The organism is Bacteroides intestinalis (assembly GCF_003464595.1).
Classification (GTDB): domain Bacteria; phylum Bacteroidota; class Bacteroidia; order Bacteroidales; family Bacteroidaceae; genus Bacteroides; species Bacteroides intestinalis_A.
In genome coordinates this window covers 338,945-351,505 of record NZ_QRZF01000006.1, presented here as the reverse complement: position 1 = coordinate 351,505, position 12,561 = coordinate 338,945, and the positions used below count along the sequence as shown (strand labels likewise).

Here is a 12,561-nt window from a genome sequence, read left to right as displayed (position 1 = left end):
GAAAAACAATATGAAAAATAAAATCCACCTTATAATTTTGCTTTTTATAAGCAGTATTATATCGGTAAAAGCAAGCGTAGCCACAAATAGCAATCTTCCGGACAACGAGGATGAATTTGAAGTACTGATGCAGAAAATCAGGCTTGACTTTGCAAAAAATCCCTCTATTGATGAAGCCTTAAAGAAATACAACGAGACTGACGGCTCATTCACAGATGTAGATTATGGCAGTATTCAGCGTACAAAGTGGCCTCCTCTGGAACACGTCGACCGCCTGTACGATTTTGCCTTTGCTTATACAAATCCTAAAAATAAATATTACAAGGATGAAAGCCTCTTCACTAAAATAGAGAAAGGCTTGGAATACTGGCATGAACGTAATCCCTGGTGTCATAACTGGTGGTATAACCAAATAGCAGAACCTCAACGTTTGGGAGTATTACTCATACAAATGCGTATAGGTGAAAAACACCTGAATACGGAGTTGGAAAACAAAATATTGGAAAGAATCAAAACTGACGGAGGCGATCCTGCCAAGTGGACTGGCGCCAATCGTACGGACATTGCCTTGCACTGGATATATCGCGCATGTCTTTCCAAAAATGAAACAGACCTGAAAGTGGCACTCGAGAATGTTTACAATCCCATCGTATATACTACAAAAGAAGGATTTCAACACGACAACAGCTATTTTCAACATGGCAGACAACTTTATATTGGCGGATATGGAGATGAAATCCTGAAAGGGGTTACCCAAATAGCTATGTATACCAAAGGTACCCAGTATGCAATTCCTCAAGACAAGTTAGCATTGCTCAGCAAATTCATGCGCGAGACCTATTATGCTACCATACGGGGGCAATATATGCTATTTGATGTACTAGGGAGAGGTGTAAGCCGTCCCGGCGTCACAAAGAAGATACATACAGCTTTATTCGCCAAACGTATGATTGAATTAGATCCGGATCATGCCAATGAATTTAAGGATATTATCGCCCGTCTGGATGGAAAGCAACCGGCCAACCATGCACTCACGTCTAAACATACTCACTACTTCAGAGGAGATTATACTCTCCATATACGTCCCACATACGCTTTCGACGTTCGCATGGCATCTACCCGTACTGCACGTTGCGAATATGGAAACGGAGAAAATCTGAAGACTTACTTTATGTCCGACGGATGTACGAACATTGTAGTCGACGGAGATGAATATGCCGAAATCTTTCCTGTCTGGAACTGGGCACGCATTCCCGGTACAACGGCCCCGCAACTTGATGAAATTCCCATGGCAGCCAGTGACTGGCAAACTCCGGGAACTTCGACTTTTGCCGGAGGTGTATCCGACAGTTTATACGGAGCATCTGTTTATTCATACACAGATTCCTATGCTGAAATCAATACAAGTGCACACAAAGCATGGTTCTTTTTCGACAATGAAGTCGTATGCCTGGGTGCGGGGATACATTCCACATCACCACATTCCGTATTTACAACTATCAATCAATGCCTGTCTTCTACAGAGAATCCCATTATCTGTCAGAAAGGAAAGCTCTCTGATATCCAAGATGGTACTTCCGAGTACACCTCTCCCGAATGGATTCTACACAACAAGATAGGATACATATTGCCAAAGGGGCAACAAGTCTTTGTATCCAATCAACAACAAGAAGGGAACTGGTACGATATCAACCATACCACTTCCAAAGATATCATCCGAAAAAAGATATTCACACTTGGAGTTAATCATGGTATTACACCAGAACAGGCCACTTATGCTTATATCGTTGCACCTGGTATCCGGACAGCTGAAAACATGAAGAGTTACCTGCAAAAAAATAATATTGAGATTCTGGCTAATACAGAGAATGTGCAGGCAGCCAGAAATAAGAAAACAGACGTTTGGCAGATGATTTTTTATAATGCAGGAGAGTTTACCCACAAAGACATGACAGTAAAGGTAGACAAAGGCTGTGCTCTAATCATCAAAAAGATTGATAAAGATAAAATAAAACTCCATATTGCTGATCCTGCGCAGACACAGTCCAACATAACCGTAAAAATAGATACTCCCAAACGATCAGGAACTATCAATTGCGACTTCGGCAATAGCGATATATATGCCGGAAGAACCCAGGCTTTCGATATCCGGCTTAAATAATCAGACCTTATAAAAGTTAACTGACACAATCCCTCAAAAAGAAGTCTCGACCCTGATTGAATCTTTCATCAGGTCGAGACTTCTCTATTTCACTTCATAAATCGGAAACAAAAAGGCAGTAACTTCACAGCTACTGCCCTGTTTTTGAAAGAGGAGTTTCCCTTTCTATTAATTACCAAAAAGAATTCAAATTATTTAAGGCGATACAATAACCAAGAACTTTGGAAATCCTTCCGGTTTGAGTATTTAGCCTTGAAAGCGTCACGTGCATCGGCAGCAGAAGCTCTATCATTAAAAGTACTAACAATTACACGATACATAGCTGCATCTGAATTAAAAGCAACAACAGCATTGTAACCTTCCTTATCCAAGAAGTTTTTCAGGTTTTCAGCATTAGCTTTCACACCAAAACTGCCACAAACCACACTGTAATCTTTCAAACCACCTACACCGGATACTACTTCTACTTTTTCCTGACGTACACCTGCAGTTGCAACCGGAGTGCTTTCCACTACTCTTGCTTCTACCGGAGCAGTAACTGTCGGAGCTACTTCCACTGGTTCAGTAGTCTGAGGTTCTGCCAGTTCCTGTTGTTTTGCCTTTTCATATGCTTTTTTATAAGCGCTTTCACTCGATTTGCAAGAAGAGAATGCCAATGCAATACACAATCCCATTCCTAAAATTGCTAATTTTTTCATAATCATATCATTTTTGTTAATAAATTCTATATCAATATCTTAACTATATTCAATATTTACGGAATATAGATCGTACTCCTTCATGCTCCAAACGGAGGGATGAGGAACTGAGTTCCTCTATTGTGAAGGTCCGTTCTCCATTTTCCCACCCCATATAGAATGCATAACTTTCGTACTCTACACTTTCAGGCAGCAAAATAATAGAAATTTTATCTCCTTTCAAAGAATAATTCCCAAAAAACGTTTGATAACTACCATTTCTCAATAAACAAATGGCAGAAAAACTGCCTTTCTGAAAATTATAGAAGATGCTATCTTGCCGTTCTATGGAACCATCGGCATATTGATACTGCCTTAACTGCCACTTATTATCTAAATCGCCGTCAACATTACTACAAGCTGCCAGTACAAGCATTACCAACCCGATAATCAGAAATATCTTTCTCTTTCGTATCTTCATGTAGCTAATATTCCGAATAATAGGACAAATGTACGCGGAACAATCAATCTGAACGTTACTCTTATAGTTAAATTAAACTAATCGCACTTTTTTTCCTACGATAGAAACCAGTCCGAACCGTGTCAAGTCCGTACCATCTCCGTAGTCTATAGTACGGACTTGATACGGTCTTGGTAGGGAGTTGACACGGAGTTGGTCTCTTTCGAAACCGGATAAGAAAAAATAAATGAAAAAAATATATTCAAAAAAAAGAAGTTACGTGAACAACTATTCAAAGAAAAATGTTAGTTTTGTAGTATTAACCTCTTTAAAATAGAAAGGAGAACATTATGAAAGGATTAAATGTACTTGTAGCTTTTCTGGGCGGTGCAGCAGTAGGCGCAGCCGTCGGTATTTTATTTGCTCCCGAAAAAGGAGAAGACACTCGTCACAAAATTGCAGAAATCCTCCGTAAAAAGGGAATTCGCCTGAACCGTAGCGAAATGGAAAATCTGGTAGACGAGATTGCAGCAGAAATTAAAGGCGAAGCAGCCGAATAAAACAAAATCTACAAAAAAACAGAGCCACTATGATGTTTGCAGACGATAGAAGTATTGACAACCTCCAGCAGCTATTCATTGAGTTTAAGAAATATCTGAACCTACAAAAAGAATATACTAAACTGGAAATAACTGAGAAACTCTCAATCCTGCTTTCTGCCCTGATATTATTATCAGTGGTCATTATTTTAGGCATGGTGGCACTGTTTTATTTGTCGTTTGCGCTGGCTTATATTTTAGATCCGCTCGTAGGCGGACTCATGGTAAGCTTCAGCATCATCGCCTGTTTCCATCTTCTGCTGGTTTTATTAGTAATTACTTTCCGCAAAAAACTCATCGTCAACCCGATGGTGAATTTTATTGCCGGATTGTTTTTTGATAATGATAATGAAAAATGATACCATCATGAATAATATGCCTGATACTTCTTCCATGACTCTGGAAAGTATTGCACTACAGAAAAAAGAATTACGGAAGAAAATACATGCACAGAAAGAAATCATGACGGATACGGCAAGAGAATTATTTGCTCCGCTTGCACCTGCCGCCGACAAAGGTAATGCCATCATGCGTGCCTTTAATACGGGCATGGCTGTTTTCGACGGATTGATGTTAGGAGTAAAACTAATGAGAAAGGTCAGAAGGATGTTTTCTGCCAAAAGATAAACAGATATTAAAACAAAAAAACTGCACTTTGTAAGGTGCAGTTTTTTTGTTTTAATTTAATTCTAAGATTACAGATACGTTTCAAGCAACTTCACGCCACCTTCTTCCGGAACAATTGTCACTTCCTGTACAACAGCAGGCAGTAACACCGTTTCACCTGCACGAACAGTAATTTCATTCTGGCTGTCGTCTGTGATGTGGCATGCACCTTCTACACAAATGAAAATCACAAATGAATCCAATTCAGAATAGTCACACGTAATTTCCTCCGTCATATCATAGATGGAAGTAGTGAAGTAAGGACTGGCAACCAATTCTACCGGTTCGTTCTTCAAGTGATCGTATTCAGTACGGAAATCATCTTGTACATCGGCAAAATTAATGGCTTCGATGGCCTGAGTAGTGTGTAACTCACGAGATTTACCTTCTGCGTCTTTCCGGTTGTAATCGAAAATACGATAAGTGATATCCGAAGTCTGCTGAATTTCAGCCACGAAAGCACCGGCACCAATACCATGTACACGACCGGCAGGCACATAGAATACATCCCCTGGTTTCACATCACACGTTTGCAGCACTTCAGCAAAAGTTCCGTTATAAACTCTTTCCTTGTATTCTTTCGCAGTAATCTGCTCGGAGAAACCGGAAATCAACTTTGCCCCCTTATCTGCAGACACCACATACCACATTTCATTCTTACCAAAAGAATTATGGCGCTTTCTAGCCAGTTCATCTCCCGGATGTACCTGAATAGACAAATCCAATCTGGCATCTATGAACTTTATTAACAAGGGAAACTTTGTGCCAAAACGAGAGTAATTCACTTCACCGACAAGTTCATGACGGTATTTTCCCACCATCTCCGGGAGTGTAAGGCCTTTGTCAGGGCCATTGGCAACAACAGACTCATTGTCTTCTACAGCTGAGATTTCCCAGCTTTCGCCTACTCCGGATAGCGTTTCATTCAATTGCTTAAAAGCAATAATCTTGTCGCCTCCCCAAAGCGTCTGCTTCAGAATAGGCTCAAATTTCAAAGGATACATTCGTAGTTTTTGTTAGAGCTTTAAATAAAAATGTTACATTTTTTTAGATTAACGCGACAAACTTACAAAAATATCAATTCGCCTCGTAAATGTTAAACGCTAAACTTTCCTAAAATGTTCTTCACATTTCAAGATAAACCCTTGGGAGTACGGAAGAATTTCTTTTTATTTGCAAGAAATTTAAATTATACCATGGATATGATAAACACCGTGTCAACAGGAAGTAACTTGTCTGGTTTAAACAAGGAAGACTTTCAAAAAGATATAAATAACAAAAAGACTGATTTATTTATTCTTAAAAATGCTCAGGGAATGGAAGTTGCAGTAACTAACTACGGATGCGCTATCCTTTCCATTATGGTCCCCGACAAGAACGGGAAGTATGCTAATGTAGTTCTGGGACATGACAGTATAGATCATGTAGTCAATAGTCCCGAACCTTTCCTCAACACTACCATCGGACGCTACGGTAACCGTATAGCCAAAGGAAAGTTCACTCTGTATGGCGAAGAGCACAATTTGACGATCAATAACGGACCTAATTCTCTGCACGGCGGACCCACAGGTTTCCACGCCAGAGTATGGGATGCAGTCCAACCGGATCCGACAACTGTTGTATTCAACTATACATCTGCAGATGGTGAAGAGGGCTTCCCCGGCAATCTGGAAATAGAAATGACCTACCGCCTGGAAGATGAAACCAATGCACTGGTTATCGAATACCGGGCCACTACCGACAAAGCAACAGTTGTCAATCTCACCAATCACGGCTTCTTTAATCTGGCAGGAATTGCCAATCCCACCCCTACGGTTCTGAACCACACCATTACTATCAACGCTGATTTTTATACTCCCATTGACGAAGTATCTATTCCTACAGGAGAAGTCCTGAAAGTAGAAGGTACTCCTATGGATTTTCGTACGCCGCACACTATCGGTGAACGCATTGATGATAAATTCCAGCAATTGATAAATGGCGCAGGCTATGATCATTGTTATGTACTGAATAAAACCGAGAGTGGCGAATTAAGCCTTGCCGCTACTTATACGGAACCGGAAAGCGGACGTACAATGGAAGTATATACCACAGAGAACGGAGTACAACTTTATACAGGAAACTGGTTGGGCGGATTTACCGGTGCTCACGGAGCTACTTTCCCGGCACGCAGTGCAGTTTGTTTTGAAGCCCAATGTTTCCCCGACACACCTAACAAACCACATTTCCCATCGGCCGTATTGCTCCCGGGCGATGAATACCAACAAGTAACTATTTACAAGTTCGGTGTACAAGAATGAATATAACTAACCTAATTTTATAACTAATTTAATTAATTAAAAACCATGACACAACAAAAACAGAACGGTAATCTTGTCGCTATCATTACCATGTTCTTCATTTTTGCGATGATTTCCTTCGTTACAAATCTTGCCGCACCGTTCGGTACGATTTGGAGAAACGAATATGCGGGTTCGAATACTTTAGGTATGATGGGAAATATGATGAACTTCCTGGCATATCTGTTTATGGGAATTCCTGCCGGTAACATGCTCGTTAAGATCGGTTACAAGAAGACAGCATTGATTGCAATGGCAGTAGGTTTCCTCGGTTTGTTCACGCAATACCTTTCCAGCTTATTCGGAGCAAATGCCGAAGTTTTCGCATTCGGTGAATATGCAATCAAATTAAATTTCGTTATTTATCTGCTTGGTGCATTCATCTGCGGTTTCTGCGTTTGTATGCTTAACACAGTGGTGAACCCGATGTTGAACCTCCTTGGTGGTGGTGGTAACAAAGGTAACCAGTTGATTCAAACAGGTGGAGCCCTTAATTCTTTGTCCGGTACATTGACTCCGCTTTTCGTAGGTGCTTTGATCGGTACGGTAACTTCCAAGACTGCTATGTCGGATGTTGCTCCTCTTCTTTTTGTTGCTATGGGTGTATTCGTAGCCGCATTTATTATCATTTCATTTGTAGCTATCCCTGAGCCACACCTTCAGAAAAGTGGAGCGAAGAAAGAGAAATTCTCTCACAGCCCATGGAGCTTCCGTCACACTGTACTGGGTGTAGTTGGTATTTTCATTTATGTAGGTATCGAAATCGGTATTCCGGGTACATTGAACTTCTATCTTGCCGACGCAAGCGATAAGGGTGCCGGAATTATGATGAACGGTGCTGCTATCGGTGGTGCTATTGCTGCTATCTACTGGTTGCTGATGCTTGTAGGACGTACTGCAAGTAGCGCTATCAGCGGTAAGGTTTCCAGCCGTACACAGTTAATCGTTGTATCTGCTACCGCTATTGTTTTTGTATTGATTGCTATCTTCACTCCGAAAGATGTAACAGTTTCAATGCCCGGTTACACTGTAGGTGAAGGATTTATGATGGCACAAGTACCCGTCAGCGCATTGTTCCTTGTACTTTGCGGTCTTTGTACTTCTGTAATGTGGGGTGGTATTTTCAACCTTGCAGTAGAAGGATTAGGAAAATATACAGCACAAGCATCCGGTATCTTCATGATGATGGTTGTTGGTGGTGGTGTATTACCTTTGATCCAACAAAGCATCTCTGACTCTGTAGGTTATATGGCCAGCTACTGGTTGATTATCGCAGCTCTTGCTTATCTGCTATTCTACGGCCTGGTAGGTTGCAAAAATGTAAATAAAGATATCCCAGTAGAGGATTAACGCAATAAGAAGGTATAGGTAATTAATTTATTCACTTATAAATTTGAAAAGATTATGGATATAGAACACGTAAGAAGCCGTTTCATCAAGCATTTTGACGGAACAACAGGAGCAGTTTACGCTTCTCCGGGACGCATCAACCTCATTGGTGAGCATACAGACTATAACGGTGGTTTTGTATTCCCCGGAGCAATCGACAAAGGCATGATTGCTGAAATTAAACCGAATGGTACTGACATTGTACGAGCTTATTCCATCGACTTGAAGGATTATGTAGAGTTCGGTTTGAAAGAAGAAGATGCTCCCCGTGCAAGCTGGGCAAGATATATCTTCGGTGTATGCCGTGAGATGATTAAGCGTGGCGTTGATGTAAAGGGCTTCGATACAGCTTTCTCCGGTGATGTGCCTTTGGGTGCAGGTATGTCTTCATCTGCCGCTTTGGAAAGTACATATGCGTATGCATTAAACGATCTGTTCGGTGACAACAAGATAGACAAGTTTGAACTGGCTAAAGTAGGTCAGGCAACTGAACATAACTATTGCGGTGTAAACTGCGGTATTATGGACCAGTTTGCTTCTGTATTTGGCAAACAAGGCAGCCTTATCCGTCTGGACTGTCGTTCACTGGAGTATCAATATTTCCCGTTCGATCCGAAAGGTTATCGTTTGGTATTGGTAGACTCTGTAGTTAAGCATGAATTGGCTTCTTCAGCATACAATAAGCGTCGTCAAAGTTGCGAAGCTGCTGTTGCTGCTATCCAGAAGAAACATCCGCATGTAGAGTTCCTGCGCGATTGTACCATGGACATGCTGCAAGAGTCAAAAGCTGAAATCAGCGAAGAAGACTTCATGCGTGCAGAATATGTCATTGAAGAAATTCAACGCGTACTTGACGTTTGTGATGCTTTGGAAAGAGCTGATTACGAAACTGTAGGTCAGAAGATGTATGAAACCCATCATGGTATGAGCAAACTTTACGAAGTAAGCTGTGAAGAGCTCGATTTCCTGAATGATCTTGCATTTGACTGCGGTGTAACAGGTTCACGCGTTATGGGCGGTGGCTTCGGTGGCTGTACTATCAACTTGGTGAAAGATGAGTTGTATGATACATTCATCCAGAATGCTAAAGATAAGTTCAAAGAGAAGTTTGGCAGAAGCCCTAAAGTTTATGATGTAGTTATCAGTGACGGTGCTCGCAGATTAGTTTAAAACTAAAACAACCCAATCCTAAAAGGGCGTCTTCCCATCACGGGGAGACGCCCTTATCTTTTTAGCCTTTTCAAATAAACTAATCAACTAACCTAATCTAACCTTCAGTATATTCTAATATCTAAACCTATTGCACTCCTTCTGTTGTCATCTGAATCCGCTTCATGGTTCCATCTTCATTGTAATACAAACGATCTATGCATACAGAACGTCTATAGCTTCCACCTGTCGGATTAATACCTCCATTGTGATAAATAAAGTACCAGTCACCTTTGAACTCAATAATCGCCTGATGGTTGGTATTGGAATTACCAGCTATTTCATTCAGGATACCTTTATATTCCCAAGGTCCTGTGATACTCCGGCTCATTGCATAGCAAATCTTCTCGGGAAATTCAGACGCATAAGAGAGATAATACCAATCACCACGTTTATGTATCCAGGGAGCCTCCGTAAAACGAGGTAGAACCACATGAACAATCGGACCATCCAACTCAATCATATTATTTTTCAGTTTGGCATAATAGCACTGAGTATTTCCCCAATACAGATACGCCTGTCCGTCATCATCAATAAAGACTGTCGGATCAATGTCATCCCAGTAGATTTTAGTGCGTTCTACTGTCATATCATTGGTAATCAGAGCAGAGCCACGTGCATCGACAAAAGGACCTAACGGAGAGTCGGAAACAGCCACACCGATAGACTTTCCGGGAATGGCATTATGCTCCACAGTAACGTACCAATAGAATTTACCATCACGTTCGATAACCTGACTTGCCCATGCTTCTCCCTTTGCCCAAGAGAAATCTTTGGCTTTCAGAGGTACAGGATGTTCAGTCCATGTCTTCATATCAGCTGAAGAAAAAACACACCACTCATTCAGAAGATAATGTTCAGCTGGTGGAGGACATTCATCATGTCCGGCATAGATATACACTCTGCCGTCATATACCATCGCACCCGGATCAGCTGTATATTTATATTTGATAATCGGATTTCCTTTCGCTACAAAAGTGGTATCTTTTTGTGCTGATAGCCCTTGTGAGGCTACCAGTACAAAAGAAACAACCAAAAATCTAACCTTATCTAACCTAACTTTATTCATCAATTTCATCCTTTCTTAAAAATGTAGACAGCAAATGTATTGGGTTCTAGCTCTACATTCAGCACCTGTCCGTCGATAGAAACCGGACTTTCCTGGGGCTGGATAGCAGATGGCTGTTCAATCGTATTATCTTTATTGGGATCAGCAGAACGAAGCTTCATACAACGACCGCCAGACAATACATCTTGCTTCTTCAATCCTTCAAACTTCAATGATAAGGGCTGAGCTTTATCGGAAGTATTGGCTACTTTCACTATAATCTCTTTTTTATCCTTATCATAAACAGCACTTGCAAACAAACCATTCTGTCCCTCAGTTCCTGCTACAGGCTTTTTATCCATAGTAAGGGGAAGTACGTTGGTGCCTTTATGGTGTCCGTAGAGTTGCTGAACATAGTAACTTACAGTACGTACCGAGTTCAGATTATCAAACCAGATCATATCCGGACGCCATTGCCATCCTTCCACATGAGCAAACAGAGGAGCATAAGTAGCCATGTGTACAATATCGGCATTACGTTCCAATCCTGTCATAAAAGCAGCTTCAAGCAAGGCAGCATTGAAATGGTTCCACTTCTTACCTTTACCATGACAAGCATATTCACCGGCGAATACTTTCGGCCCTTTACGGTCATAGTTATCATAACGTGTTCCCTGGTTCAAGAACCAGTTCTCAGGACGATAGAAATGTTCATCCACCAGATCCGCTTTCAGACGCTTCATTTCCGGCCACAAATATTCAAACTGCTTTCCTTCAGAATCAGGTCCTGAACTTCCGATAATCTTGATATCCGGATAGGCTTTACGAATAGCCTTGATAAACGGTTCGAGATGTTCCGGATATTCCGGTCCCCATTGTTCGTTACCAATACCAATAAACTTCAGATTGAACGGTGCAGGGTGTCCCATATCTGCACGAAGTTTTCCCCACTTTGTTGTAACATCTCCATTAGCAAACTCTATCAGGTCGAGAGCATCCTGAACATAACTATCCAAATCGCATACGGCCACATGTGCCTCTGCATCTGAATTCTGAAACTGACAGGCAAGACCACAACTTAATACAGGTAGTGGCTCCGCTCCTATTTCTTCTGAAAGTTGGAAAAATTCAAAGAAGCCTAATCCATAGCTCTGAAAATAATCGGGATAGAAACGGTGCGGGAAAGTATATTCCCAACGATTCTCATTCAGGGGACGATTCTCTACAGGACCTACTGATTTTTTCCAGTCATAACGTGTAGCCAAATCAGTTCCTTCAACGATACACCCGCCGGGGAAACGGAAAACACCTGGTTTGATATCTGCTAAGGCCTGTGCCAAATCTTTACGTAAACCATTTTCGTGTCCTTTCCAGGTATCAACCGGGAAAAGAGAAACGTGCTCCAAATCAACAGTACCTTTTGAAGCAAGGAAAATACGAAGCGTTGCCTTCGGATCTGTAATGCCTGGCTTCAGAACAACTTGGTATTTTTTCCATTCTTTCGAATCAATAGTCAATGTTTCTGTGGCAAAAGCATGATGTTCGCCCATAGATTTGGTATCCACCAGCTCTACACGAATTTTTTCTGCCGTCCCTCCTTTTGGCAAGCGTGCCCATACAGAAAAGCGATACTCTTCACCGGCTTTAACGCCAATACCGAAGAAGCCTTCATTGTCAAGTCCGGTGTGCTTATGCGGGTGTCCCGGATCAGACAGACGAACATAGTGAGGGTTTCTTTCAAAAGGACCATCATCCTGCAAAGTAACATTACCAAAGGTCTTCCATCCCATTAAATTCTGTGGGAATTCAAACGAACGGTTCTTTACAAGTTCAGCATATAAGCCACCATCAGCAGCATAATTGATATCCTCAAAGAACAGTCCATACATAGTAGGCTGAATCTCTGCACCTAATTTCTTGGTTTGTATCACAAACTCATTGGTTTGTGCCTGAAGCGACACTCCTGCTGTAAGAGCCAGCGCCGCCAATAATCCTGTGTATCTTTTCATGGTT

At 41.4% G+C, this 12,561-nt stretch carries 12 protein-coding genes; 7 read left to right on the top strand and 5 right to left on the bottom strand.

Going from position 1 to position 12,561, the window contains the following annotated elements; all coding sequences use genetic code 11:
* Positions 1 to 10: 10 nt before the first annotated feature.
* The gene (locus DWW10_RS11405; RefSeq protein ID WP_118421295.1) at positions 11 to 2,161 is read left to right on the top strand and encodes a polysaccharide lyase 8 family protein; all 2,151 of its coding nucleotides are present in this window, start codon (positions 11 to 13) and stop codon (positions 2,159 to 2,161) included.
* 191 nt (positions 2,162 to 2,352) lie between these two features.
* Here the strand turns inward: DWW10_RS11405 and DWW10_RS11400 are convergent, their stop codons facing one another.
* The gene (locus tag DWW10_RS11400; protein WP_022392512.1) at positions 2,353 to 2,859 is read right to left on the bottom strand and encodes an SPOR domain-containing protein; all 507 of its coding nucleotides are present in this window, start codon (positions 2,857 to 2,859) and stop codon (positions 2,353 to 2,355) included.
* 49 nt (positions 2,860 to 2,908) lie between these two features.
* Positions 2,909 to 3,319 carry a lipocalin-like domain-containing protein gene (locus DWW10_RS11395; protein ID WP_118421296.1) on the bottom strand — a complete coding sequence of 137 codons (411 nt, stop codon included), beginning with the start codon at positions 3,317 to 3,319 and terminating at the stop codon, positions 2,909 to 2,911.
* A 329-nt stretch (positions 3,320 to 3,648) separates the two neighbouring features.
* On the opposite strand from DWW10_RS11395, the gene DWW10_RS11390 reads away from it, so the two are divergent.
* The 3 genes from DWW10_RS11390 to DWW10_RS11380 are packed head-to-tail and all read left to right on the top strand — an operon-like array spanning position 3,649 to position 4,524.
* Complete coding sequence (locus DWW10_RS11390) at positions 3,649 to 3,858, top strand: YtxH domain-containing protein (protein ID WP_022392514.1); 210 nt, start codon at positions 3,649 to 3,651, stop codon at positions 3,856 to 3,858.
* Positions 3,859 to 3,890: 32 nt separating this feature from the next.
* Positions 3,891 to 4,256 (top strand): phage holin family protein, encoded by a 366-nt coding sequence (locus DWW10_RS11385; RefSeq protein ID WP_118220601.1) that lies wholly within the window; start codon positions 3,891 to 3,893, stop codon positions 4,254 to 4,256.
* Between the two features lie 7 nt (positions 4,257 to 4,263).
* Positions 4,264 to 4,524 carry a hypothetical protein gene (locus tag DWW10_RS11380; protein ID WP_022392516.1) on the top strand — a complete coding sequence of 87 codons (261 nt, stop codon included), beginning with the start codon at positions 4,264 to 4,266 and terminating at the stop codon, positions 4,522 to 4,524.
* A 68-nt stretch (positions 4,525 to 4,592) separates the two neighbouring features.
* Here the strand turns inward: DWW10_RS11380 and DWW10_RS11375 are convergent, their stop codons facing one another.
* Positions 4,593 to 5,567, bottom strand: a complete 975-nt coding sequence (locus DWW10_RS11375; protein ID WP_022392517.1) for a type I phosphomannose isomerase catalytic subunit — start codon at positions 5,565 to 5,567, stop codon at positions 4,593 to 4,595.
* 198 nt (positions 5,568 to 5,765) lie between these two features.
* On the opposite strand from DWW10_RS11375, the gene DWW10_RS11370 reads away from it, so the two are divergent.
* Genes DWW10_RS11370 through galK form a run of 3 tightly spaced genes read left to right on the top strand, consistent with a single transcriptional unit; the run spans position 5,766 to position 9,461 of the window.
* Positions 5,766 to 6,863, top strand: coding sequence for an aldose epimerase family protein (locus DWW10_RS11370; RefSeq protein ID WP_118220784.1), 1,098 nt, complete (start codon positions 5,766 to 5,768; stop codon positions 6,861 to 6,863).
* A gap of 45 nt (positions 6,864 to 6,908) precedes the next feature.
* Positions 6,909 to 8,252, top strand: coding sequence for an MFS transporter (locus DWW10_RS11365; protein WP_022392519.1), 1,344 nt, complete (start codon positions 6,909 to 6,911; stop codon positions 8,250 to 8,252).
* A 54-nt stretch (positions 8,253 to 8,306) separates the two neighbouring features.
* Positions 8,307 to 9,461 (top strand): galactokinase, encoded by a 1,155-nt coding sequence (gene galK, locus DWW10_RS11360; protein WP_022392520.1) that lies wholly within the window; start codon positions 8,307 to 8,309, stop codon positions 9,459 to 9,461.
* Between the two features lie 127 nt (positions 9,462 to 9,588).
* Here the strand turns inward: galK and DWW10_RS11355 are convergent, their stop codons facing one another.
* Both DWW10_RS11355 and DWW10_RS11350 read right to left on the bottom strand, forming a co-directional pair.
* A complete protein-coding gene (locus DWW10_RS11355) occupies positions 9,589 to 10,569 on the bottom strand; it encodes a glycoside hydrolase family 43 protein (protein WP_022392521.1) in 981 nt (326 codons plus the stop codon).
* 5 nt (positions 10,570 to 10,574) lie between these two features.
* On the bottom strand, positions 10,575 to 12,557 hold the full coding sequence (locus DWW10_RS11350; RefSeq protein WP_022392522.1) for an alpha-L-arabinofuranosidase C-terminal domain-containing protein: 1,983 nt from the start codon (positions 12,555 to 12,557) through the stop codon (positions 10,575 to 10,577).
* Between the last annotated feature and the right edge of the window lie 4 nt (positions 12,558 to 12,561).

Excerpts from the sequence above, each read along its gene's own strand:
- DWW10_RS11405 (WP_118421295.1), top strand. The coding sequence starts at position 11 with ATGAAAAATAAAATCCACCTTATAATTTTGCTTTTTATAAGCAGTATT.
- DWW10_RS11400 (WP_022392512.1), bottom strand. The coding sequence starts at position 2,859 with ATGAAAAAATTAGCAATTTTAGGAATGGGATTGTGTATTGCATTGGCA.
- DWW10_RS11395 (WP_118421296.1), bottom strand. The coding sequence starts at position 3,319 with ATGAAGATACGAAAGAGAAAGATATTTCTGATTATCGGGTTGGTAATG.
- DWW10_RS11390 (WP_022392514.1), top strand. The coding sequence starts at position 3,649 with ATGAAAGGATTAAATGTACTTGTAGCTTTTCTGGGCGGTGCAGCAGTA.
- DWW10_RS11385 (WP_118220601.1), top strand. The coding sequence starts at position 3,891 with ATGTTTGCAGACGATAGAAGTATTGACAACCTCCAGCAGCTATTCATT.
- DWW10_RS11380 (WP_022392516.1), top strand. The coding sequence starts at position 4,264 with ATGAATAATATGCCTGATACTTCTTCCATGACTCTGGAAAGTATTGCA.
- DWW10_RS11375 (WP_022392517.1), bottom strand. The coding sequence starts at position 5,567 with ATGTATCCTTTGAAATTTGAGCCTATTCTGAAGCAGACGCTTTGGGGA.
- DWW10_RS11370 (WP_118220784.1), top strand. The coding sequence starts at position 5,766 with ATGATAAACACCGTGTCAACAGGAAGTAACTTGTCTGGTTTAAACAAG.
- DWW10_RS11365 (WP_022392519.1), top strand. The coding sequence starts at position 6,909 with ATGACACAACAAAAACAGAACGGTAATCTTGTCGCTATCATTACCATG.
- galK (WP_022392520.1), top strand. The coding sequence starts at position 8,307 with ATGGATATAGAACACGTAAGAAGCCGTTTCATCAAGCATTTTGACGGA.
- DWW10_RS11355 (WP_022392521.1), bottom strand. The coding sequence starts at position 10,569 with ATGAATAAAGTTAGGTTAGATAAGGTTAGATTTTTGGTTGTTTCTTTT.
- DWW10_RS11350 (WP_022392522.1), bottom strand. The coding sequence starts at position 12,557 with ATGAAAAGATACACAGGATTATTGGCGGCGCTGGCTCTTACAGCAGGA.